The organism is Ornithinimicrobium cerasi, from assembly GCF_003702705.1.
Lineage (GTDB): Bacteria > Actinomycetota > Actinomycetes > Actinomycetales > Dermatophilaceae > Ornithinicoccus > Ornithinicoccus cerasi.
The window spans coordinates 197,149-219,905 of the sequence record NZ_QZMN01000007.1 but is presented as its reverse complement, the minus strand read 5'-3'; the positions used below and the strand labels follow the sequence as shown (position 1 = coordinate 219,905).

The following is a 22,757-nucleotide window of genomic DNA, read 5'->3' as shown; positions in this document are numbered from 1 at the left end:
GCATCCCGGCGGGGTCACGAACGAGGAGGACGTGGATGAGCACGCACGGCGACGACAGCACCGGCGGCGAGAGCACCGGCTACGAGGACTCCTCGCTGGGCAGCGAGAACGTGTCCGAGGCGTTCGACAGCATGAGCACGGCCCCCGAGGGCGGTGCGGCGCTCGACGGCGGCGCCGGCCACGACGGTGGCGCAGACGGTGGGGCCGATGGCGGTGCTGACGGCGGCGCGGACGGTGGGGCCGACGGCGGCGCGGACGGTGGTGCTGACGGCGGCGCGGACGGTGGTGCTGACGGCGGCGCGGACGGTGGCGCGGACGGCTCCGGTGGGCACGGTCCGATGGACGGTGGCGCGGACGGTGGCGCTGACGGTGGCGCGGACGGTGGCGCGGACGGGGCTGCCGACGGTCCGTCCCTGTGACCCAGACGCACCACCTGCCGACGAGGGCCGCGCACGACCGCGCGGCCCTCGCCCGGCTCCTGGGTGACCTCGACCCCCAGACGTTCGCGACGGAGTACTGGGGAAGCCGGCTGCACCTGGCGAGCGCGGGGGCCAGGGGCGGGGACGACTTCTCGGACCTCTTCGGCCTCGACGCGGTCGACGAGCTCGTCGCCGACCGCGGGCTGCGCACCCCGTTCCTGCGGGTCGCGCGGGACGGCTCGACCCTGCCGGACCGGGCCTTCACCAGCGGCGGTGGCATCGGTGCCGCGGTCGCCGACCAGGTCAGCGACGACCGGCTGCTGCAGCTGTTCGCCGACGGGGCCACGATCGTCCTGCAGGGCCTGCACCGCACCTGGGCGCCCGTCCGGGAGCTCAGCGCCGCCCTGGCCGCCGACCTGGGTCACCCGGTCCAGGTCAACGCCTACGTCACGCCGCCGCAGAACCAGGGTTTCGCCGACCACTACGACGTCCACGACGTCTTCGTGCTGCAGGTCCACGGCGAGAAGCGCTGGACGCTGCGGGACCCGGTGCACGTCGACCCCCTGCGGGACGAACCGTGGACGGAGCGCCGGGCAGCCGTCGAGGAGCGTGCCCGGCAGGACCCGGCCCTGGAGACCACGCTGCGCCCCGGGGACTGCCTCTACCTGCCGCGCGGCTGGATCCACGCCGCCCGCGCGCTGGGGGGCGTCAGCGTGCACCTGACGATCGGCGTCCACCAGTGGACCCGCTCGCACCTGGGCGAGGCCCTGCTGGAGCGCGCCAGGGCGGCGCTCGCCGAGGACCCGGAGGTCCGCCGCAGCCTCCCGCTCGGGCTCGACCTCGCCCGCGTCGACGCCCTGGAGGGCGACGTCGAGGTGGCGCGGGAGGCGCTGCTGCGTGCGGTCCGCGACCTGCCGGCCGACCAGGTGGTGCGGGTGATGCGGGGGCGGGCGCGGTCCGCCCAGCGCGCAGCGCCGGTCCGCCCCCTCGCCCAGCTGGCCGCCGCGGACGTCCTCGACCCGGACGACACGTTGCACCTGCGGGCGCACCTGATGCTCGAGGTCCTGCCCGGCACCGGTGAGGACGTGGTCGTCTCCTCCCGCGCGGGCCGGTTCGGTATGCCGTCCGCCTCCCTCCCCGGCCTGCGTCGCCTCCTCGACACCGAGGTGGTGCAGGTGGGGGACCTGGCGGACGACCCCGGTGAGGCCCTCGCGCTGGCCCGCCTCCTGGTGAGGCGCGGGGTCGCGCTCGTGGGCTGGGACGGCTGAGCACCTCCCCGCCTGAGAGACTGGCGGCCATGCCCCTGCCCGCCGACCCGTTGCCCGCCGTGCCCTGCAGCACCGCCGCGCGAGAGCGGCAGGACCCGATGCTCGGGACCGCGCCGCCGCAGCGGCGGTTCCTGCTCGTCGAGGCGGACGGGGGGTGGGGCTTCGGCGGGTTCCCCGAGCTGCCGCTCCCGGAGGACGTCAAGGACGAGGTCGTCGCCCGCGCCGACGCGGTGGGAGCCCGGGTGATGCTCGTCCGCCGGCCGGGCCGGCACTCGTCCACCGTGTGCTCCCTGCGGGCCTGGTGCGTCGTCGACACCACCGCCCCGGCGGGTGGGCGGGTGACGTGGGGCACCTGGGCCTACCCGGCCGAGCTGCTCGGTGCCCTCGACCGGCTGGAGGAGCTCGCCTCCGGCGGTGGCAACGGATCGCCCGCCTCGTCGCAGGCTCGTGACGAGCCGCTGGTGCTCGTCTGCACCCACGGCAAGAAGGACCCGTGCTGCGCCGTCCGGGGCCGGCCCGTCGCCCAGGCGCTCGCACGCCGGTGGCCGGAGGAGACGTGGGAGTGCTCGCACACCGGCGGCGACCGCTTCGCCGCCAACGTGCTGCTGCTGCCCGACGGGGCGACCTACGGCGGCCTGGACGTCGAGACCGCCCTGGCCGCGGTCGAGGCGCACCGGCGGGGAGAGCCCGGGACGGCATACCTGCGTGGTGCCGTGGGCTGGCCGCGCCCGGTCCAGGCCGCGGTCGTGGCCGTGCACGACCAGCTGGGTCCGCTGCCGTGGGGGTCGGTGCGCCCTGCCGGCACGGCCCCTGCCGTCGCCGGGGCCGGGGAGGTCGCCGCGACCACGGTCACCCTCGGGCTCGAGGACGGCCGGCGGGTGGCGGTCGACGTGACCGAGCACCGACGCCCCGAGGCGCGGCTCACCTGCCGCACCGCCGGGGCGAGCAGGTCGCAGGTGCCTGTCCCCGGGCAGGTCCGGGTCCTGGACTGAGCACGGCCCCGGCGCGGTCGTCGCGGGCGGCAGCCGGCGGGTGTCTACGATCGCGGGGTGACGACGGGACCGGGACGGGGCAGGGTGCGGTGGGCCCCGTTGGGGCGCGACCTGGCCATCGACCTCGGGACCGCCACCACCCAGGTGCACGTCCGGGGGCGGGGCGTCGTCGTCGACGAGCCGAGCCTCGTCGCCGTGGACACCACCTCGGGCCGCATGGTCGCGGCCGGCGAGGCAGCCCGCGACATGCTCGGCCGCACCCCCGAGCGGGTGCTCGTCCTGCGGCCGCTCTCGGACGGGGTCATCACCGACTCCGACGTGACCGAGCAGATGCTGCGGCACTTCGTCGAGCGGGCGCGCCCGTCCCGTCTGCTGCGCCCGCGCGCGGTGGTCTGCGTGCCCAGCGCGGTGACCGGCGTCGAGCGCCGGGCGCTGGAGGACGCCGCGATGCGCTGCGGAGCCCGCGGGGTCTACGTCCTCGAGGAGGCGATGGCGGCCGCGATCGGCGCCGACCTGCCGGTGCACTCGGCCACCGGGTCGATGGTGGTCGACATGGGGGGCGGCACCACCGACGTGGCGGTCATCTCCCTCGGCGGCATCGTCAACGCGCGCAGCGTCCGGGTCGGGGGCGACGAGGTGGACGAGGCGATCGTCGCGGGCGTCCGGGCCGAGCACGACCTGCTGCTGGGCGAGCGCTCCGCGGAGGACATCAAGCTGCGCGTCGGGGCGGTGTGGCCGCTCGCCCGGCCGCTGACCACCCGGGTGCGCGGACGTGACTTCTCCACCGGTCTCCCGCGGACGGTGGAGCTGGGCAGCGACGAGGTGCGCCGTCTCGTCGAGCCGGTCACCGCGCAGGTCGTCGAGGCGGTCCGGCTGGTCCTCGACATCTGCCCGCCCGAGCTGGCCGGCGACCTCCTCGACGCCGGGATCGTGCTGACCGGCGGGGCGGCGCAGCTGCGCGGGTGGACGGAGCGGCTGCGGCACGAGCTCGGCATCCCGGTGCGGCTCGCCGACGACCCGCAGCACGCGGTGATCCGCGGGGCGGGCGCGTGCGTGGACGACTTCGGCTCCCTGGAACGGGTCCTCGCGGGCCCGGGACGGCGCTGAGCCGGGTATGCCGCGCCGCCGCCGAGCCCTCCCCGTCACCGCCGCGGTGCTCACCGCACTCACCGCGGCGGCCCTCGTCGTCGACCTGGCCCGGCCGGGGCTGGTCGAGCCCCTGCGGGGGTCGGTGGCCCGGGTCGCCGCACCGGTGCAGTCGGTCCTGGCCGGGTGGGACGACGCCCGTCTCACCGAGCTGACGAGGGAGCGCAACGCCCTCGCCGCGGAGGTCACCCGCCTGGAGGAGCAGCTGCGCAGACAGGGTCAGCTCGCGGCGCTCGACCGGGCGACGACGTGGGGCGACCACCGCCTCCTCCCGGCGCGGGTGGTGGCCGTGGCCCCGGGCACCTCGCCGGTGGGCGGCCGGACGGTGACCCTGGACGTCGGGGCCTCGGAGGGGGTCACGCAGGACCAGACCGTGGTGTCCGTGGACGGGCTCGTGGGGCGGGTCGTGCGGGTGGGCGGCGCGAGCAGCGACGTGCTCCTGCTCGGGGACGCCGAGGCGGTGGTGGGCGTGCGGTTCGGCGCGGAGGGCGGGCTGGGCAGCGTGGCCGCCGTGCCGCCCCCCGGCCTGCCGCCGCGGGGCGCCGGCGACCTGACGCTCACCGCGGTCGGGGACACCACGATCCGGGTCGGTGACGACGTGACCACGCTCGGCAGCCCCGACGACCGTCCCTACGTCGCACGCGTCCCCCTCGGCACGGTGACGTCGGTCGACCCCGACCGCGGCCAGCTCGGGGCGACCGCCGTCGTCCGTCCGCACGTGGACCCGGACACCCTCGACCTGGTGGCCGTGGTGTTCGTGGAGGGGGAGGGAGGGTGAACCGGGTCCCCGGGCTCGCCGCGCGTGCCCTCCTGCTCGTCTCCGCCGTCCTCCTGCCCAGCGCCTGGCCCCCCGGCCTGCCGCCGGCCGACCTCGTCCTCCTCGTCGTGGCCGCCGCCGCGCTCCTGCACGGCCCGTCGACGGGCGTCCTGGTCGGCCTCGCGGCGGGCTGGCTGGTCGACCTCGTCCCGCCGGGGGCGGAGCCGCTCGGGGCCACCGCGCTCAGCTACGCCGCCGCCGGCGCGCTCCTGGGGCTGGCCCGCCGCTGGGCCGCAGCCTCACCCCTGCTGCCGTGGGTGGCGACGGCGGTGGCCTCGGCGGCGGTCCTCGGCGTCCGGGGGGTCGTCGCTGCCGCGGGGGTGGGGCGCGCCGCGCCCGGCGAGCTGCTGCGGACCTGGGTCCTGACCATGCTGGTGGCCGTCGTCGTCCTCCCGGTGCTCATCGAGGTCGAGCGCCGGCTGACGGCGAGGCGGTGGGCGTGAGCCCCCGCCGACGCCCGCCCGCGGGGGTGGTCCGGCCGCGGGTCACCCCGCCGCCGGTGCGCCGACGGCTCGCGACCGGCCCGCTGTGGGGCCTGGTGCTGGCGGTGCTCGTCCTGGGGTCGCTGCTGGTGGGCCGGCTCACCCACCTGCAGGTGGTCCGCCACGACGATCTCGCGGCCGCCGCCGCGGAGGTCAGCACCAGGGAGGTCGTCACGCCGGCGCTGCGGGGCCGGATCCTCGCCGCGGACGGCAGCCCGCTCGCCGCCAACGCACCGTCCACGGTCGTGACGGTGGACCCCGCGGCTCTCCTGGGTGCGCCGGACGAGGGCCGGTCCCTCGTCACCGCCGCGGCGGAGGCGCTGGGGCTTCCCGTCGAGCAGCTGTGGGGACGGACCCGGCTGTGCGGCACGGAGGGCGCCCCTCCCGCCCCCGCCTGCTTCTCCGGCTCCCCCTACCAACCGGTCCCGCTGGCCTTCGACGTCGACCCGGTCGCCGCCCTGGCGCTGCTCGAGCGACCCGAGGACTACCCGGGGGTCGGGGTCACCACGATCCCCGTGCGTGACTACCCCGCCCCGGAGGGCGTGAACGCCGCCCACGTGCTCGGCTTCCTCGGTCGCGCGACTCAGGAGGAGGTCGAGGACCCGGACGGTGCGGTCGACGCCCAGGACCGGCTGGGTCGCGCCGGTCTCGAGCAGGTCTACGACGAGCGGCTGCGGGGCACCCCCGGCGTCACGACGGTGACCGTCGACCCCCGTGGCGTCGTCACCGGGCAGCTCGGGCGGACCGACCCGGTGCCGGGTCCGGACCTGCGCACCCACCTCGACACCGAGGTGCAGCAGGCCGCCGAGGCCGCCCTGCACCGGGCGGTCCTGCAGGCGCGTGCGGACGACGCGCCCGCGGCGTCGGCGGCAGCGGTGGTCCTGCGACCCGACACCGGCGCGGTGGTGGCGGCGGCGAGCTGGCCGACCTACGACCCCGGCGTCTGGACCCGGGGCGTGTCCCAGGGGGAGTACGAACGACTCCTCGACCCCGCCCGCGGCCAGCCGCTGCTCAACCGGGTGGTGGCAGCCACCTACCCGCCCGCCTCGACGTTCAAGGTGGTCTCGCTGCCCGCGGCCCTGCAGACCGGGGTCGACCCGGGCGAGGAGTACCCGTGCCCGGGCGCCGTGACGATCGCCGGGCAGCGCTTCACCAACAACGAGTCGGAGGCGTACGGCGAGCTCGACCTGCCCAGGATCATGGAGGTCTCCTGCGACACGGTGTTCTACCGGTGGGCCTACGACCACTGGCGCGACCTGGGCGGCCTGGACCAGGACTCGGACGCCGGCGACCGCTACGTGGCGGTGGCCCGCGGCTTCGGGCTCGGGCAGGCGACCGGGGTCGACCTGCCGTCCGAGGCTGCCGGGCTGGTGCCCTCGCGCGAGTGGAAGCGGGCCACCTGGGAGGCCACCCGTGAGCAGACGTGCGCCCGGGCCGAGGAAGGCTACCCCGAGGAGAGCGACCCGGAACGCCGCGCGTTCCTCGAGCAGCTCGCCCGGGAGAACTGCACCGACGGCTGGCAGTGGCGGCCCGGCGACGCCGTGAACTTCTCCATCGGCCAGGGTGACGTGCAGGTCACCCCCCTGCAGCTGGCGACGGTGTATGCCGCGGTCGCCGAGGAGGGCCGGGTCTGGCAGCCGCAGGTGGCTGCCGGCCTGCAGGGGCAGGACGGGACCGTGGTCGAGACCTTCGACCCGGTCCGGATCGGGACCGTCTCCCTCGACGCGGAGGCGCTGGCGCAGGTGCGCGACGGCCTCGACGGGGTCAACACCGCGGGGACCGCGGCGGCGGCGTTCGCGGGGTGGCCGCACGCGGCATACCCCCTGGCCGGGAAGACGGGCTCGGCCGAGTCGTTCGGCCGCACGGCGACCTCCTGGTACGCGTCCTACGGGCCCACGACCGACCCGGAGTACGTCGTCGTGGTCGTCGTGGAGCAGGGCGGGCTCGGCGGCGAGGTGGCGGCGCCGGCGGCCCGGGCGATCTGGGAGGTGCTGCGCGCCGACCGCCCCTGACATCGGCGTCGCAGGTTGCGAAGACATACCCCGGGGGGTATGGTGTGAGCAGTCACCCAACCCCTCCCCCCAGGAGTGCCCCATGCTGCTCGCGGTCGGCGCCTTCCCCGCCTCCCCGGAAGCGACGGACCGTGCGCGGCAGGTCCGGCCGTGACCGTCCTGCTCGTCCTGACCCTGCTCCTGTCCGTCCTCGTCGGGCTCTCCCTCGGGCTGCTCGGTGGGGGAGGGTCGATCCTCACCGTGCCGATCCTCACCTACGTCGCCGGGCTGGAGGCCAAGGAGGCCATCGCCGCGTCACTGTTCGTCGTCGGCGTCACCTCCGCGGTCACCGTCCTCTCGCACGCCCGCGCCGGCCGGGTGCGGTGGCGGACAGGGCTGGTCTTCGGCGCGGCCGGCATGGCCGGGGCGTTCGGGGGCGGGGTGCTCGGCGGCTACCTGCCGGGGCGGCTCCTGCTGCTGGCCTTCGCGCTGATGATGCTCGCGACCGCCGGGGCCATGATCCGGGGACGCGGGCAGCCTCCCGAGGCGGTCGGGCCCCGTGAGCTGCGGCTCGGCAAGGTCGTCCTCGAGGGGCTGGTCGTCGGCCTGGTGACCGGGCTGGTGGGCGCGGGCGGGGGTTTCCTCGTCGTGCCGGCGCTCGTCCTCCTCGGTGGTCTGCCCATGTCGGTGGCGGTCGGGACCTCGCTCCTGGTCATCGCGATGAAGTCCTTCGCCGGGCTGGCCGGCTACCTCACGAGCGTGCAGCTCGACTGGCCGCTCGTCCTGGGCGTGACGGCTGCCGCCGTCGTCGGCTCGCTGGTCGGGGCCCGCCTCGTCAGGGTGGTGCCGGAACGGGCGCTGCGCCGGGGCTTCGGCTGGTTCGTGCTGGCGATGGCGGTCCTCATCCTCGTCCAGGAGCTGCCCTCCCCGTTCGGGCTGGTGGTGGGTGGCGCCGCGGCGACGCTCGCGCTCGCCGTGGTCGTGTGCTGGTACGCCGTGCCCGCCTGCCCCCTGCGCCCCCGCGAGGTGGCCGCGGCCCCGTAGACCGCGTCGTCGCCGCGCGGGCCGTCCCCCCTCGGGTCCGCGCGGCGGCGGCGCCCCTGCCGTCGCCTGACGCCGCGTCAGGACTGACGTAGGGTGAGGCGGCGTGAGCGAGACCAGCCAGACCGACGTCCGCGCGGACGACCCGATCAGCCCCGAGCTGCGCGCCGACGTGCGCCGGGTCTCCACCCTCCTGGGCCAGTCCCTCGTGCGCCACCACGGGCAGGAGCTGCTCGACGCCGTCGAGCGCGTCCGCCTCACGACGAAGGCGAGCAAGGCGGGGGACGAGGGGGCGGCCGAGGAGGTGCGCGGCGTGCTGGCCGGGCTGCCGCTGGACCAGGCCACCCACCTCGTGCGGGCGTTCTCCGCCTACTTCCAGCTCGCCAACGCCGCCGAGCAGGTGCACCGGGTCCGCACCATCACCGCCCGGGACGAGGACGAGGGCTGGCTGACCAGTGCGGTCCGGGACATCGTCGAGGCGGGCGGGCCGCAGCTGCTGGCCGACACGGTGGCCGAGCTGGACGTCCGGCCGGTCTTCACCGCCCACCCCACCGAGGCGTCACGCCGCAGCGTCCTCACCAAGATCCGCCACCTCTCCGACGTGCTGGCCGTGACGACCGAGCCGGACACGCAGGCCCGGCGCCGACAGGACCGGGAGCTCGCCGAGCTGGTCGACCTCATCTGGCAGACGGACGAGCTGCGTCGCAACCGGCCCACGCCCATGGACGAGGCGCGCAACGCCATGTACTACCTCGACGAGGTGCTCACCCGCACCGTGCCCGAGCTGCTCGGCGACCTCTCGGACCTGCTCGCCGTGCACGGCCTGGGCGTCGACGTCACGCGGCCGCCGGTCAGGTTCGGCTCCTGGATCGGGGGCGACCGCGACGGCAACCCGTTCGTCACGCCGGAGGTGACCCGCGAGGTCCTGCAGCTGCAGGGCCGGCACGCGATCGGGGTCGCGCTCTCGCTCGTCGACGTGCTCATCTCCCAGGTCTCCTCCTCGACGGTGGTCGTCGGGATCGAGCCCGAGCTGGAGGCCTCGCTGGAGCAGGACCTCGCCCGGCTGCCCCGGCTGGACCGTCGGGTGCTCGAGCTCAACGCCCAGGAGCCCTACCGCCTGAAACTGACCTGCGTGCGCGCCAAGCTGCTCAACACCCGGGCCCGGATCGACGCGGGCACCGCCCACGAGCCCGGCCGGGACTACACCGACGTCCGCGAGATCCTCGAGGACCTGCGGCTCGTCGCCGACTCCCTGCGTCGCCACGGCGGTGCGCTGGTCGCCGACGGGCGCGTCGCCCGCGCCGCGCAGACGATCGCCGGGACCGGCCTGCACCTGGCGACCCTCGACATACGCGAGCACGCGGAGAAGCACCACGAGGCGCTCGCCCCCCTGCTCGACGCGCTCGACGCCGCCGGGGACGCGGGGTATGCCGCGCTCGACCGCCCGGCGCGCGTGCGCCTCCTCGAGAGCGAGCTGGGGTCGAGGCGGCCGCTGCTGACGCGGGCCGCCCGCCGGGGGCGCACGCTGGAGGTCCTCGACGAGATCCGGGGGGCGCTGGACACCTACGGTCCGGACGTCGTCGAGACCTACATCATCTCGATGACCCAGGGCGCCGACGACGTGCTCGCCGCGGCCGTGCTGGCCCGCGAGGCCGGCCTCGTCGACCTGCACGGGACCGACGGGGGAGAGGGAGCCTTCGCCCGTGTCGGCTTCGCCCCGCTGCTGGAGACGATCGACGAGCTGCGTGGCGCGGCCGAGCTCGTCGACACGCTGCTCTCGAGCCCGCCCTACCGCGAGCTCGTGCGGCTGCGGGGGGACGTGCAGGAGGTGATGCTGGGCTACTCCGACTCCAACAAGCAGGCCGGCGTGCTGACCAGCCAGTGGGGGATCCACCAGGCGCAGCGGGCGCTGAGAGACGTGGCCGCCCGGCACGGCGTGCGGCTGCGGCTCTTCCACGGCCGTGGCGGCTCCGTCGGTCGCGGCGGCGGCCCGACGTACGACGCGATCCTCGCGCAGCCGCACGGCGTGCTCGAGGGGGAGATCAAGTTCACCGAGCAGGGGGAGGTGATCTCGGACAAGTACTCCCTCCCGGCCCTGGCGAAGGCGAACCTCGAGCTGGCCGTGGCCGCGGTGATGCGGGCGGCGGCGCTGCACCGCGACCCCCGGACGACGGCCGAGGAGCGCGAGCGCTTCGGCGAGGTGATGGACGTCGTGTCCGAGGCGGCGTTCACGGCATACCGCGGTCTGATCGACGACCCCGACCTGCCCGCGTACTTCGTCGCGGCGACCCCGGTCGACCAGCTCGGTGCCCTCAACATCGGCTCCCGGCCGAGCAAGCGGCCCGACACCGGGCAGGGTCTGGAGGGGCTGCGGGCCATCCCGTGGGTGTTCGGGTGGACGCAGACCCGGCAGATCGTGCCCGGGTGGTTCGGGGTCGGGTCCGGGCTGCGGGCGGCGCGCGAGGCAGGGTGCGGGGAGACGCTGCGCGAGATGCTGGGTCGCTGGCACTTCTTCCAGGCGGTGGTCTCGAACGTCGAGATGACCGTCGCCAAGACCGACCTGGACATCGCCGCCCACTACGTCGAGACGCTCGTGCCGGAGGAGCTGCGGCACGTCTTCGAGATGATCCGGGCGGAGTTCGAGCTGACGGTGAGCGAGCTGAAGTCGCTGACCGGGGAGGACGACCTGCTCGACGACCAGCCGGTGCTCAAGCGCACCCTCGCCGTGCGGGACAACTACCTGGACCCGATCTCCTACCTGCAGGTCGAGCTGCTGCGCCGGCTGCGCGAGGTGCCGACCGAGGAGGCCGGTGCCGACACGGTCGACGAGCTCCAGCGCGCGCTGCTGGTCACGGTCAACGGGGTGGCGGCGGGGTTGCGCAACACCGGCTGAACCGCCGCCCGGTGTGCGCCAGGCCCACCGGCCGGCTCCGGGGACCATTCTGCTCGGCCACCCCTCGAGGCCCCCTCGGGCGGCGCCGCGAGACCCGCTGCTGTTGCGACGAACGGGCACATCGGCGGATCTGCGCGCGTTCGTGCCTGTCCGCCGCCATCGTGCCCGTCCGGCGTAACACGCGGCCGGGGCTGGGAGCGGGTCGTGCGGGGCCGCCGGTGATGAGAGGCCCCTCATGAGACCTGGTCTCATCGTGAGGTGGCACTGTGGAGGGCATGAGGACGACGACCAACCGGACCCTGACCGCCGCGCTCGCGCTGACCCTCTCGCTCTCCCTGGCCGCCTGCGGGTCGGCCGACCAGGAGGGTGCCGGGGTGACGACCGAGCAGACCACCAGCGCGGAGACCACCAGCGCGGAGACCACCAGCGACGACGCGGAGACGTCCAGCGACGACGCGGACGACACCAGCGGCACCACCACCACCGGCGCCGGGGGCGAGGACCTCACGGCCACCGCGCTCGCGGCGATCGCCACGGCGGAGGCCGAGGCGGGCGGCACGGCGTACGAGATCGACGACCAGGACGACGACGGCACCTGGGAGGTCGACGTGGCCGTCGACGACCGCTCCGTGGAGGTCACGGTGTCCGCCGACGGGTCGACCGTGGCGGAGACCGAGGACGACGACCTCGACGAGGACGACCGTGCTGCGCTCGACGCCGCCACCATCACCCTCGTGGACGCGATCACCACCGCGGTCACCGAGGTGGACGGCGTCCTCGACGACGCCGAGCTGGAGGAGGAGGACGGCTCCTTCTTCTGGGAGGTGAGCGTCGACCGGACCAGCAACGGGGCCGGCGACGACGACGTCGAGGTGCGGGTCGACGTCACCACCGGCGACGTCGTCGAGGTCGACTGACGCGACGGCTCCGCGCCCACCGACCCGGCACCCACGGTGCCGGGGCGTCCTCGTGACCTGAGACGATCGTCCGCATGCCCGAGGGACACACGCTGCACCGGCTGGCCGGCGCCATCGACACCGCGTTCGCCGGGACCACCCCAGAGGTGAGCAGCCCCCAGGGACGGTTCGTCGACGGCGCCGCACTGCTCGACGGCACCGGGCTCGAGCGGGCCTGGGCGCACGGCAAGCTGCTCTTCGTCGACTTCGCGCAGGCACGCACCCTCTACGTCCACCTGGGCCTCATCGGCAAGTGGTTCGTGCTCCCCGTCGCACCCGAGCATGCCGAGCTCGGTCCGCCGGTGGTGGGGGAGGTCCGGCTGCGCGTCGTGGACGAGCGGCACGTCGCCGACCTGCGCGGCCCGATGGCCTGCCAGGTCGTCGACCAGGAGGAGGTCGCCCGCCTCGTGGCCCGGCAGGGCCCGGACCCGCTCCAGCCCGACGACGGGACCGCGGCGGACACCGCCTACGCGCGGATCTCCCGGTCGGGCAAGACGCTGGCGGAGCTGCTCATGGACCAGACGGTGGTGGCCGGCGTCGGCAACATCTACCGCTGCGAGGTGCTGTGGCGCCACCGCCTGCATCCGCTCCGGCCCGGGCGCTCGCTGAGGCGGACGTCCTGGCAGCTGGTCTGGGACGACCTCGTCCGGCTGATGCCCTGGGGCGTGCGCACCGGCACGATCATCACCCTCGACGACGTGCTCGAGGACACCGCCAGCGCCTGGGAGCGCGGGGAGCGCCCCGAGGTGCCGCGCGAGTTCGGGGTCTACCGGCGCACGGGTATGCCGTGCCTGCGCTGCGGGTCCACCGTCCGCACCAAGGTCGTGGCCGGCCGCAACCTGTTCTGGTGCGGCGGCTGCCAGCGCCGGACCTGAGCGCCGCTCGTCAGCCGCCGACGACGTCCACGGCCCAGCGGTAGCGCGTGGGACGCCCGTCCTCACCGGCGCTGGCCGGGTCGCCGAGGATCATCGTCAGCAGCTCGCGGGGGGTGGGGAAGGTGTCCGGCAGCGCCGCGTTGTAGGCCTGGTGCGCCTCGAGCGAGCGGACGGCCGCCTCGAAGTGGTCGGTGACCTCCACCTCGTGGGTCGCCTCGGAACCGGCCCAGCAGCGGTAGCGCACGCCCGCCCACGGCTCGAGCCCCTCCTCCACCAGCTCGGGGAAGATCCAGCGGTTGCCGGCGGCCGCCACCGCGTCGAGCACCTCGAGCCCGACGACCCGGTGGTCGGCCTGGTTGAGCATGCCTCGCGAAAAGCGCACGGCGTAGGTCCCGGTGACCACGACGTCGGGTCGCCGCCGGCGGATCTCGGCGGCGAGGGCCCGGCGCAGTGCGAGGCTGTGCTGCAGGACCCCGTCGTGGAACCCGTCGAGAAACTCCACGACCTCGACCCCCACCTCCCGCGCGCCGTCGCGCTCCTCCTGCTCGCGCACCGGTCCCGCCTCGCGGGGGTGCAGGGTGTCGATGCCGGCCTCCCCCCGGGTCACCAGCAGGTAGGTCACGTCCTTGCCGGCCGCCGTCCAGGCCGCGACGGCGGCGGCGGTGCCGTACTCGATGTCGTCGGGGTGGGCCGCGATGCAGAGCGCGGTCTGCCAGTCGTCCGGGAAGGTCTCGAGGGTGGTCATGGGACCATCGTGGCAGGGCGGCGTCCTCCGCGGGGCGGACCAGGGCGCGGTGATTAGGGCGGGCGCGGGAGCGCTGATAACCTGAGAGACGCCGTCTGAACGGCCGCGGACTCGAGAGTGCCCTGGTGGACCTGCCCAGGATGCGCCGCGCAACGAGAGAGAAGGAGTCGCCTATGCCGCTGGAATCCAGTGTGAAGCAGGAGATCGTCAAGGAGTACGGCGCGAGCGAGGGCGACACCGGCTCCCCGGAGGTCCAGGTCGCGATGCTGACGCAGCGCATCAAGGACCTGACCGAGCACGCCCGTGAGCACAAGCACGACCACCACAGCCGTCGTGGCCTGCTGCTGCTCGTCGGCAAGCGCAAGCGCCTGCTCCGCTATCTCGAGCAGACCGACATCGAGCGCTACCGGTCGCTGATCAAGCGACTCGGCCTGCGCCGCTGAGCTTCGCAGGGGAGCGGTTCCCGAACCATCGGGGGCCGCTCCTCTGCGTATGACGTGCGCCGGCTCGACCGGGCACGTCACCGGGGACTGCCGGGACGGCATACCCCGACCACGTAGGACCCAGCCGGGCACAACGACGATGCCCCGCGCTGAACAGAAGAGAAAAGGAGGGCCCATGGAGGGTCCAGAGATCACCTTCGCCGAAGCCACCATCGACAACGGCAGCTTCGGCACCCGCACCGTCCGGTTCGAGACCGGGCGACTGGCCAGGCAGGCCGGCGGCTCCGTCACCGCCTACCTCGACGACGACACCATGCTCCTGTCGACCACGACCGCGAGCAAGCACCCCAAGGACTTCCTCGACTTCTTCCCCCTCACGGTGGACGTCGAGGAGCGCATGTATGCCGCGGGCAAGATCCCCGGCAGCTTCTTCCGTCGCGAGGGTCGCCCCTCGACCGACGCGATCCTCACCTGCCGGCTGATCGACCGCCCGCTGCGCCCGACCTTCGCCAAGGGTCTGCGCAACGAGGTCCAGGTCGTCATCACCGTGCTCTCGCTCAACCCCGACCACCAGTACGACGTGCTGGCGATCAACGCCGCGTCCGCCTCGACCCAGATCTCGGGCCTGCCGTTCAGCGGCCCGATCGGGGCGACCCGCGTCTCCCTCATCGACGGCCAGTGGGTCGCCTTCCCCAACTTCTCCGACGCCGCCCGCTCGACCTTCGACATGGTCGTCGCCGGCCGGGTCGTGGACGGGGACGACGGTCAGTCCGACGTGGCGATCATGATGGTCGAGGCCGAGTCCACCGACGCCACCTGGACCCTCGTCAAGGACGAGGGCAAGCAGGCTCCGACCGAGGACGTCGTGGCCCAGGGTCTGGAGGAGTCGAAGAAGTTCATCAAGGCCCTCTGCGAGGCGCAGGCCCAGCTGGCCTCCGGTGCCGCCAAGGAGGTCCAGGAGTTCCGCCGCTTCCTCGACTACGAGGACGACGCCTACGCCGCCGTCCAGGAGGCGACCTCCGCCGACCTGGAGCAGGCGCTGCAGATCGCCGGCAAGCAGGAGCGCGAGTCCCGCATCGACGAGATCAAGGTCGCGCTCAAGGGCAAGCTCCTCGGCCTGCACTGGGACTCCGCGGGTGACTCCGACGTCACCGAGGACGCGCCGTTCGCCGGTCGTGACAAGGAGATCGACGCGGCCTACCGCGCCGTGCAGAAGAAGCTCATCCGCGAGCGCATCCTGCGCGACCAGGTCCGCATCGACGGCCGTGGGCTGCGCGACATCCGTGCGCTGTCCGCCGAGGTCGAGGTCATCCCGCGGGCGCACGGCTCGGCGATCTTCGAGCGTGGCGAGACCCAGATCATGGGCGTGACCACCCTGAACATGCTCCGCATGGAGCAGCAGGTGGACACCCTCTCGCCGGTGAGCCGCAAGCGCTACATGCACAACTACAACTTCCCGCCCTACAGCACCGGTGAGACCGGCCGCGTCGGCTCCCCGAAGCGCCGCGAGATCGGTCACGGTGCGCTCGCCGAGCGCGCCCTGATGCCGGTGCTGCCCACCCGCGAGGAGTTCCCCTACGCGATCCGGCAGGTGTCGGAGGCCCTGGGCTCCAACGGGTCGACCTCGATGGGCTCCGTCTGCGCGTCCACGATGTCGCTGCTCAACGCCGGGGTGCCGCTGCGCGCCCCGGTCGCGGGCATCGCGATGGGCCTGGTCTCGGCGGAGATCGAGAACGACGCCGGGCAGACCGAGACGAAGTACGCCGCACTGACCGACATCCTCGGCGCCGAGGACGCCTTCGGCGACATGGACTTCAAGGTGGCCGGCACGCGGGAGTTCATCACCGCCATCCAGCTCGACACCAAGCTCGACGGCCTTCCCGCCGACGTGCTGGGCGGTGCGCTGACCCAGGCCCGCGAGGCGCGCATGCACATCCTCGACGTCATGACCGAGGCCATCGACGCCCCGGACGAGATGAGCCCCTTCGCCCCGCGCGTCATCACGGTCAAGGTGCCGATCGACAAGATCGGTGAGGTCATCGGCCCGAAGGGCAAGATGATCAACCAGATCCAGGAGGACACCGGCGCCGACATCTCGATCGAGGACGACGGCACCGTCTACATCGGCGCGACCGACGGCCCCTCGGCCGAGGCCGCCCGGGCCGCGGTCAACGCGATCGCCAACCCGACGATGCCGGAGATCGGCGAGCGCTTCATGGGCACCGTGGTGAAGACGACGACCTTCGGGGCGTTCATCTCGCTGCTGCCGGGCAAGGACGGCCTGCTGCACATCTCCGAGATCCGCAAGCTCGTCGGCGGTCGCCGGATCGACGCGGTCGAGGACGTGCTCTCCGTGGGCCAGAAGGTCCAGGTCGAGCTCAAGGAGATCGACCCCCGCGGCAAGCTGTCGCTCGGTGCGGTGGCCGAGGGTGACGGGGGTGCGCAGGCCGAGGCCGACGTGCCCACGGCTCCGGAGACCGCCGCCCCGGTGACGGAGCCCGTCGCGGCTCCCGAGGTCGCCGACGTCGGGAGCCCGGTGGCCGCTGCGGCCGCCGAGGCCCCGCAGCTGCCGGGGGTCGACACCTCGGCGCCGGTGGCCGACGAGGCGGCTCCGGCCGCCGACGAGCCGGTCGACGGCGAGGAGAACGGTGAGGGCGGCGACCGCCCGCGTCGTCAGCGTCGTCGCCGTGGCGGCCGCGGCCGTGGCGGCAGCACCGGGCAGGGCGCCGAGGGCGACTCCGAGGAGAGCTCGCCCGAGGAGTGAGTCCTCAGGTATGACGAGGGCCCGGACGGTCGTTACCGTCCGGGCCCTCGTGCGTCCGCGTCGCTGTCGCTCAGGCCGCCGAGCCGACGACCGCTGGTCGGTCCTCGAGGTGCCAGCGCATCTCCATGGTGACGTGGCCGGTGCTGTCGGCGACCGGCACCCAGGTCACCTCGACGGCGCGGGTCCTGGTCGTCTGCGTGGGCGACGTGGTTGACGTCCTCACGAGCCACCTCCTTACGTTCGTGTGCTGTTTACCTGCTGTTCACCTATCGTACGCCAGAAGTGGGCCCGAAGGTGAACAACAGATGAACACCGCGCCGGTCGCCGGGCTCGACGGACCCGGGCGGAGGTGGGGTGACCGCGGGCGGTCGGTGTCGGCGGCGGACGACGGTGGGGTCAGCGCCGCAGGGGCACCAGCCGGGTGGCCCCGCCGACCAGCTGCTCCAGGGGGCCGCGGGCGGAGGACAGGGCGAAGGCTGCACCCACGCCGACCGCGACGACGTCGTGGACCACGAGCGCCCCGCCGCCCCGCACGCCGAGCGGGGAGGACAGGACGACGACGTGGGTGGCGTAGAGCGTCAGCGTCATCGCGCCCGCTCCCGCCAGCAGGTGCCACGGCAGGGCCGGGAGCGTGCGCACCAGCCAGATCGCCAGGCCCAGCACCAGCATCGCCGTCCCGGTGGTGTGGGCCAGGTCGACGATGGTGCCGCTGTGCGGCGACCACACCCCCAGCCACCACGGGGTCCCGGTGGGATGGGTCCCGAAGAGGCCGAGACGGAGCTGGTTGTCCAGCTCTGCCCAGTCCGCCGCCGGCCTGCGGGGGTCGGCGACGAGGGCCGCCCGCACCCCCGGGCGTGCGGTGAGGAGGACGGAGACGGCCAGGGCGAGAGCCGCGAGCCCGGTACCGCCGAGCGCCAGCCGGCGCCCCACCTGCGCGCGGTGCAGGTCGAGGCGACCGATCGCCATACCCGCCCAGAGGTAGGTGGTCCAGGTCAGGACTGGGTAGTAGCCGGTGAGGAGCAGCTCCTGCAGCAGCAGGACGGGCTCGGCCAGGTGGACGAAGGTCGGGACGATCTTGGCGACCGGGTCCAGCTCACGACGGACCACCATGCTGAGGACCGGGGAGAGCACCCCCCAGCCGACCGCGAGCAGGGCCAGCGACCGGGCCCGCCACCGCAGGACCGGCAGCGCGCAGCAGAAGAGCAGGCCGTAGAACGTGAGGATCACCGCGATCCCCGACGGGAGGGCCCCGAGCCAGATCCCCAGCGCCGCGACCATGGCGGCGCGCACCAGCAGGCGCCACCGGGTCCCGGCGGGGTCGCTCCCGACCGAACGGGTGGCCAGCGCGATGCCGACACCGGCCAGGACGGCGAAGAGGGCTGAGGAGCGCCCCGCGACGACCTGGAACAGCGGGTCGACCCCGCCGGGGGCCCCCGGCTCCACCGGGCTGACGAGGTGGGCGGCGAACATGCCGAGCAGGGCCACCGTGCGTGCCAGGTCCACCCCCACGACGCGGGCCGTGGTGCGGGTGGTGGGGGTGGTCGTCATGACCACAGCCGGACGAGGGCGGCCGTGGCGGCGGAGAGCGCGACGACGACGAGGAAGGGTGCCCGGAGCAGCAGGAGCAGCACCGCGGCACCGAGGGCGACCGCCCGCGCGTCCAGGGTCGGCAGACCGTCGGTGTCGAGGAAGCCCTGGGTGATGACGAGCGAGGAGAGCAGCGCCACGGTCAGCAGGGGGACCACGCGGGCGACCCAGGGCAGCTCGAGGAACCGCTCGGGCACGAGGTAGCCCGCGAGCTTGGTGAGGAAGGCCAGCACGCAGACGGCGACGACGGCCAGCCAGAGGGTCACCGGGCCCCCTCGCCGGGCGCTCGGCGGACCCGCAGGCCGACGACCAGCGCCGCGGTGGCGCCCACGAGCACCTCGACCCCGGTCGGGGTGAAGGGAGCCGCCACCAGGGTGAGCAGCATCGCGAGCGCCGCCGTCGCGACCGGACCCGTCCTCCCGTCCTCGCCCCGGCCGAACAGCCGGGGCCACACGAGGGCGACGAACGCGGCTGCCGCGGCAGCGTCCAGACCGTAGGCCCGGGGGTCACCCATGGCGGTGCCCGCCAGCGCGCCGAGCAGGGTGGTCGTGTTCCAGACCACGAAGAGCGCCACCCCGGTGACGTAGAAGCCGATCCTGGACCCGCGCCGCGTCTCCTGGGCCAGGGCCACGGCCGTCGACTCGTCGATGGTGAGGTGCGCGGTGACCGGCCGCAGCCGACCGGACGGGGCCAGGACCCGGGAGAGCTGCAGGCCGTAGAAGCCGTTGCGCAGCCCGAGCAGCGAGGCGGTGGCGACCGCCGCGAGCGGGTTGCCGCCGGTGCCGATCACCCCGTAGAACGCGAACTGCGAGCCTCCGCTGAACAGCAGCAGCGAGGTCAGCATGGTCTGCGCGACGGACAGTCCTGCGGCCACGCCGAGCGCTCCGGCGCTCACGCCGTAGAGACCGACCAGCCCGACGGCCAGCCCCTCACGCCCGGCCGGCGTGCGCCACCAGGGGCCCTCGGTCACAGCCCGGCCACCAGCCTGACCTCTCTGGCGGTGCGGCCGTCCTGGTCCACCACCCGGTCCCGCCAGGCGCCGTCCGGCTCGAAGCCCGCGGACTGCAGGAACGCCCGCGTCCCCTCGGCGTCGGCGAGCACCCAGGTCACGACGGAGGCGAGCTCGACGCCACCTCCGGTGCCGGCGCGGAGGGTGTCGATGGCGGCGTTGAGGAGGCGCGAGCCATGACCTCCCCGGCGGCCCTGCGGATGGACACCACCGTCGTAGATCATCCCCGTGACGCCCTCCTCGAGACCCGGTTCCTCCGCGGCCGGCCCGACCGACACGTAGCCGACGACCTGGGGGCCGGCGGTGGCGACGAGCAGCCGGTGCCGGGGCGTGGGTGGCGACTCCAGGCTGCGGCGCCAGGCCCTGCCGAACGCCGGGCCGGTGAGCTGGTCGAGGACCTCGCGGGTGAGCAGGTCCGCGTAGGCGTCCTGCCACACGAACGCCTGCACCAGGCCGACAGCGGGGGCGTCGCTGGGTCGGCCGGTGCGTACGGCTGCGTCCGCGAGCGGCCCCGGCGTCGGGGCGGCGTGGTCGTGCTCGTGCGGGTGGTCGGTGCTCACCGGGCCAGTCTCGCACCCGGGTGGTGTGACACTTTCGACGTCGCCCGACGTTCGGAGTGTCATGTCGGGGCGTTCGTCTGGCAGAATGGGCTCATGTACGGCAACGACTTCGGGCCCCGCGACGACGCGACCACCCCTCTGAACGCGGCCGAGACGGAGGAGTACAGCACGGCTCTGGCCGAGTACTTCGACGGTCTCATCGACGCCGACTCCCGGATCGAGCCGCGGGACGCCATGCCCGACGCCTACCGGCAGACGCTCATCCGGCAGATCGCGCAGCACGCGCACTCCGAGATCATCGGCATGCAGCCGGAGGGCAGCTGGATCGGCCGCGCCCCGAGCCTGCGCCGCAAGGCGATCCTGATGGCCAAGGTGCAGGACGAGGCGGGGCACGGCCTCTACCTCTACTCCGCCGCCGAGACGCTCGGCGTCGACCGGTCCGAGCTGCTCGACAAGCTGCACGCCGGCAAGCAGAAGTACTCCTCGATCTTCAACTACCCGACGCTCACCTGGGCCGACGTCGGGGCGATCGGGTGGCTCGTCGACGGCGCCGCGATCATGAACCAGGTGCCGCTGTGCCGTTGCTCCTACGGCCCGTACGCCAGGGCGATGATCCGCGTGTGCAAGGAGGAGTCCTTCCACCAGCGCCAGGGGTTCGAGATCCTCTGGACGCTGTCGAAGGGGACCGAGGAGCAGCGGGCCATGCTCCAGGACGCTGCCGACCGCTGGTGGTGGCCGGCGCTGATGATGTTCGGCCCGCCCGACACCGGTGAGGCGGCCACGGGGGGCCACACGGCGCAGTCCATGGCGTGGGGCATCAAGCGCTTCTCCAACGACGACCTGCGCCAGAAGTTCGTGGACATGACCGTCCCGCAGGCCATCAAGCTCGGCATCACCCTTCCGGACCCCGACCTCCGCTGGGACGAGGAACGCGGCCACTGGGACTTCGGACCGATCGACTGGGACGAGTTCTGGCGGGTGCTCAAGGGCGACGGGCCGTGCAACGCCCAGCGCATCTCCACCCGCGTGGCCGCCCACGAGGAGGGCGCGTGGGTGCGCGAGGCGGCCGTGGCGTATGCCGGCAAGCTCGCCGCGCGCGGTGAGGGGGCCGTCGCGTGAGCGAGACCAGCTGGCCGCTCTTCGAGGTCTTCGTGCGGCCCAAGCGAGGGCTCAGCCACGTCCACGCGGGATCGCTGCACGCACCCGACGCCCAGATGGCTCTGCGCAACGGTCGCGACCTCTACACCCGTCGCCAGGAGGGCGTCTCGATCTGGGTGGTGGCCTCCGAGGACATCACCGCCTCCAGCCCCGACGAGCGGGACAGCTTCTTCGACCCGGCCGCGGACAAGGTCTACCGGCACCCGACCTTCTACGAGGTCCCCGAGGACGTGGAGTACCTGTGAGCGCCCCCGACGCCGCACCGGCCGCGGTGGCCGGCGCGCGCAAGCCCGGCCTGCCGGACGCGAGGACCCTCCACACCCGCTACCTGCTGTCCTTGGGCGACGACGCCCTGATCTACGCGCAGCGGCTGGGGGAGTGGCTCACCCACGCCCCCCAGATCGAGGAGGACATGGCGCTCGGCAACGTCGGGCTCGACCTGCTGGGGCAGGCACGCTCGCTGCTGACGCGCGCCGGCGAGGTCGAGGACGCGCACCCTCGCCGCGACGAGGACGCCCTGGCGATGCTGCGGGACGAGCGTGAGTTCCGCAACGTGCACCTCGTCGAGCGACCCCGGGGCGACTTCGGCCAGGAGATGGCCCGGATGCTCTGGTTCGCCAGCTACCAGTACGAGCTCTACACGGCGCTCCTCGGCTCGGCCGACGCCACCCTCGCCGGCGTCGCGCAGAAGGCGGTCAAGGAGGTCGCCTACCACCGTGACCACGCGACCCAGTGGGTGCTGCGCCTCGGCGACGGGACGCCGGAGAGCCACGCGCGCGTGCAGGCCGGGCTGGAGGCCGTGCACCCCTACGTCCAGGAGCTGGGCGAGGACTTCGACGCAGCGCGGTGGGCGAGCGAGCAGGGCGTGGGCGTGCTCCCCTCGAGCCTCGCCGCCTCGGTCAACGCCTACGTCGGCGAGGTGCTCGAGGGGGCCACGCTGGTGATGCCGGACGAGCCCCGGTGGCACGCGCGCGGGGGCCGCGAGGGAGTGCACTCCGGGGCGATGGGTCTCCTGCTCGCGGAGCTGCAGCACATCGCGCGCAGCCACCCCGGCGCCACCTGGTGAGGGGGCTCGCCGGTATGCCCTCGCGCACCTCCGACGTCGGGCCGACCGACCTCCTGGGCCGGGTCGCGCAGGCGGTGCGCGCCGTCCCCGACCCGGAGATCCCGGTCATCACGATCGAGGACCTGGGCGTGATCCGCGAGGTCGAGCGCGTGGGCGACGGGCTGCGGGTGACGATCACCCCGACCTACTCCGGCTGCCCGGCCATGCGGGCCATGGAGGAGGCGGTCCTCGACGTCGGGCGTCGCGCGGGGGTGCCGGTCGAGGTGGTGACCCGCCTCTCGCCCGCATGGACGACCGACTGGATGAGCGAGCAGGGGCGGGAGTCGCTGCGGCGCTTCGGCATCGCCCCACCCACCGGCGAGCGGGCGCACGCGGCCGCGGGTGGGCCGGTCGGTCTGACCCTGCAGGCGCGACAGGTCACCTGCCCGCTGTGCGGCTCGCCGGACACGGAGGAGATCGCCCGCTTCGGCTCGACCGCGTGCAAGGCGCTGCGCCGCTGCCTCGCGTGCCGCGAGCCCTTCGACGAGTTCAAGACTCTCTAGGAG

General features: G+C 74.2%; 23 protein-coding genes. 17 read left to right on the top strand and 6 right to left on the bottom strand.

Features of this window, described 5'->3' with window-relative positions; translation table 11 throughout:
* Positions 1 to 35: 35 nt before the first annotated feature.
* The 11 genes from D4B81_RS10240 to D4B81_RS10190 all read left to right on the top strand — a co-directional run bounded on the left by D4B81_RS10240 (position 36) and on the right by D4B81_RS10190 (position 12,880).
* Entirely contained in the window at positions 36 to 419 is a 384-nt protein-coding gene (locus D4B81_RS10240) for a hypothetical protein (protein ID WP_202613648.1), read from the top strand.
* Positions 416 to 1,687, top strand: coding sequence for a cupin domain-containing protein (locus D4B81_RS10235; protein WP_202613647.1), 1,272 nt, complete (start codon positions 416 to 418; stop codon positions 1,685 to 1,687). The genes D4B81_RS10240 and D4B81_RS10235 overlap by 4 nt, the downstream gene beginning before the upstream one ends.
* 29 nt (positions 1,688 to 1,716) lie before the next feature.
* Complete coding sequence (locus tag D4B81_RS10230) at positions 1,717 to 2,679, top strand: sucrase ferredoxin (protein ID WP_122262432.1); 963 nt, start codon at positions 1,717 to 1,719, stop codon at positions 2,677 to 2,679.
* A gap of 57 nt (positions 2,680 to 2,736) precedes the next feature.
* Positions 2,737 to 3,786, top strand: coding sequence for a rod shape-determining protein (mreB, locus tag D4B81_RS10225; RefSeq protein WP_122262430.1), 1,050 nt, complete (start codon positions 2,737 to 2,739; stop codon positions 3,784 to 3,786).
* 7 nt (positions 3,787 to 3,793) lie between these two features.
* Positions 3,794 to 4,603: a rod shape-determining protein MreC gene (mreC, locus tag D4B81_RS10220; protein WP_122262428.1), complete on the top strand. Its 810-nt coding sequence runs from the start codon at positions 3,794 to 3,796 to the stop codon at positions 4,601 to 4,603.
* Positions 4,600 to 5,085 (top strand): rod shape-determining protein MreD, encoded by a 486-nt coding sequence (locus tag D4B81_RS10215; RefSeq protein ID WP_122262426.1) that lies wholly within the window; start codon positions 4,600 to 4,602, stop codon positions 5,083 to 5,085. Before mreC ends, D4B81_RS10215 begins: the two co-directional genes overlap by 4 nt.
* The gene (gene mrdA / locus D4B81_RS10210; RefSeq protein ID WP_237565930.1) at positions 5,082 to 7,136 is read left to right on the top strand and encodes a penicillin-binding protein 2; all 2,055 of its coding nucleotides are present in this window, start codon (positions 5,082 to 5,084) and stop codon (positions 7,134 to 7,136) included. The genes D4B81_RS10215 and mrdA overlap by 4 nt, the downstream gene beginning before the upstream one ends.
* Before the next feature lie 150 nt (positions 7,137 to 7,286).
* Entirely contained in the window at positions 7,287 to 8,159 is an 873-nt protein-coding gene (locus tag D4B81_RS10205) for a sulfite exporter TauE/SafE family protein (RefSeq protein WP_122262422.1), read from the top strand.
* Between the two features lie 103 nt (positions 8,160 to 8,262).
* Positions 8,263 to 11,049 (top strand): phosphoenolpyruvate carboxylase, encoded by a 2,787-nt coding sequence (gene ppc, locus D4B81_RS10200; protein WP_202613646.1) that lies wholly within the window; start codon positions 8,263 to 8,265, stop codon positions 11,047 to 11,049.
* A gap of 275 nt (positions 11,050 to 11,324) precedes the next feature.
* A complete protein-coding gene (locus D4B81_RS10195) occupies positions 11,325 to 11,966 on the top strand; it encodes a PepSY domain-containing protein (RefSeq protein WP_161965111.1) in 642 nt (213 codons plus the stop codon).
* Between the two features lie 74 nt (positions 11,967 to 12,040).
* Positions 12,041 to 12,880 (top strand): Fpg/Nei family DNA glycosylase, encoded by an 840-nt coding sequence (locus tag D4B81_RS10190; RefSeq protein ID WP_122262418.1) that lies wholly within the window; start codon positions 12,041 to 12,043, stop codon positions 12,878 to 12,880.
* 10 nt (positions 12,881 to 12,890) lie between these two features.
* Here D4B81_RS10190 and D4B81_RS10185 read toward each other — a convergent pair whose 3' ends face one another.
* The gene (locus D4B81_RS10185) at positions 12,891 to 13,625 is read right to left on the bottom strand and encodes a PIG-L deacetylase family protein (RefSeq protein WP_122262416.1); all 735 of its coding nucleotides are present in this window, start codon (positions 13,623 to 13,625) and stop codon (positions 12,891 to 12,893) included.
* A 173-nt stretch (positions 13,626 to 13,798) separates the two neighbouring features.
* Here D4B81_RS10185 and rpsO point away from each other — a divergent pair, with 173 nt between their 5' ends.
* Together rpsO and D4B81_RS10175 are read left to right on the top strand one after the other, a co-directional pair.
* Positions 13,799 to 14,068: a 30S ribosomal protein S15 gene (gene rpsO / locus D4B81_RS10180; RefSeq protein ID WP_097186796.1), complete on the top strand. Its 270-nt coding sequence runs from the start codon at positions 13,799 to 13,801 to the stop codon at positions 14,066 to 14,068.
* A gap of 175 nt (positions 14,069 to 14,243) precedes the next feature.
* On the top strand, positions 14,244 to 16,832 hold the full coding sequence (locus D4B81_RS10175) for a polyribonucleotide nucleotidyltransferase (RefSeq protein WP_122262414.1): 2,589 nt from the start codon (positions 14,244 to 14,246) through the stop codon (positions 16,830 to 16,832).
* 70 nt (positions 16,833 to 16,902) lie between these two features.
* Here D4B81_RS10175 and D4B81_RS18115 read toward each other — a convergent pair whose 3' ends face one another.
* The 5 genes from D4B81_RS18115 to D4B81_RS10155 form a co-directional block, all read right to left on the bottom strand.
* On the bottom strand, positions 16,903 to 17,055 hold the full coding sequence (locus tag D4B81_RS18115) for a hypothetical protein (protein ID WP_161965110.1): 153 nt from the start codon (positions 17,053 to 17,055) through the stop codon (positions 16,903 to 16,905).
* Between the two features lie 173 nt (positions 17,056 to 17,228).
* On the bottom strand, positions 17,229 to 18,380 hold the full coding sequence (locus tag D4B81_RS10170; RefSeq protein ID WP_161965109.1) for a heparan-alpha-glucosaminide N-acetyltransferase domain-containing protein: 1,152 nt from the start codon (positions 18,378 to 18,380) through the stop codon (positions 17,229 to 17,231).
* Positions 18,377 to 18,685, bottom strand: a complete 309-nt coding sequence (locus D4B81_RS10165) for an AzlD domain-containing protein (protein ID WP_122262410.1) — start codon at positions 18,683 to 18,685, stop codon at positions 18,377 to 18,379. The genes D4B81_RS10170 and D4B81_RS10165 overlap by 4 nt, the downstream gene beginning before the upstream one ends.
* Positions 18,682 to 19,389 carry an AzlC family ABC transporter permease gene (locus D4B81_RS10160; RefSeq protein WP_122262408.1) on the bottom strand — a complete coding sequence of 236 codons (708 nt, stop codon included), beginning with the start codon at positions 19,387 to 19,389 and terminating at the stop codon, positions 18,682 to 18,684. Before D4B81_RS10160 ends, D4B81_RS10165 begins: the two co-directional genes overlap by 4 nt.
* Complete coding sequence (locus D4B81_RS10155; RefSeq protein WP_237565929.1) at positions 19,386 to 19,988, bottom strand: GNAT family N-acetyltransferase; 603 nt, start codon at positions 19,986 to 19,988, stop codon at positions 19,386 to 19,388. Before D4B81_RS10155 ends, D4B81_RS10160 begins: the two co-directional genes overlap by 4 nt.
* A gap of 93 nt (positions 19,989 to 20,081) precedes the next feature.
* On the opposite strand from D4B81_RS10155, the gene paaA reads away from it, so the two are divergent.
* Genes paaA through paaD form a run of 4 tightly spaced genes read left to right on the top strand, consistent with a single transcriptional unit; the run spans position 20,082 to position 22,754 of the window.
* Entirely contained in the window at positions 20,082 to 21,107 is a 1,026-nt protein-coding gene (paaA, locus tag D4B81_RS10150; RefSeq protein WP_122262403.1) for a 1,2-phenylacetyl-CoA epoxidase subunit PaaA, read from the top strand.
* The gene (gene paaB, locus D4B81_RS10145; protein WP_097186789.1) at positions 21,104 to 21,391 is read left to right on the top strand and encodes a 1,2-phenylacetyl-CoA epoxidase subunit PaaB; all 288 of its coding nucleotides are present in this window, start codon (positions 21,104 to 21,106) and stop codon (positions 21,389 to 21,391) included. The genes paaA and paaB overlap by 4 nt, the downstream gene beginning before the upstream one ends.
* Complete coding sequence (paaC, locus tag D4B81_RS10140; RefSeq protein ID WP_202613645.1) at positions 21,388 to 22,212, top strand: 1,2-phenylacetyl-CoA epoxidase subunit PaaC; 825 nt, start codon at positions 21,388 to 21,390, stop codon at positions 22,210 to 22,212. The genes paaB and paaC overlap by 4 nt, the downstream gene beginning before the upstream one ends.
* Positions 22,213 to 22,226: 14 nt before the next feature.
* A complete protein-coding gene (paaD, locus tag D4B81_RS10135; RefSeq protein WP_122262401.1) occupies positions 22,227 to 22,754 on the top strand; it encodes a 1,2-phenylacetyl-CoA epoxidase subunit PaaD in 528 nt (175 codons plus the stop codon).
* Positions 22,755 to 22,757: the final 3 nt, after the last annotated feature.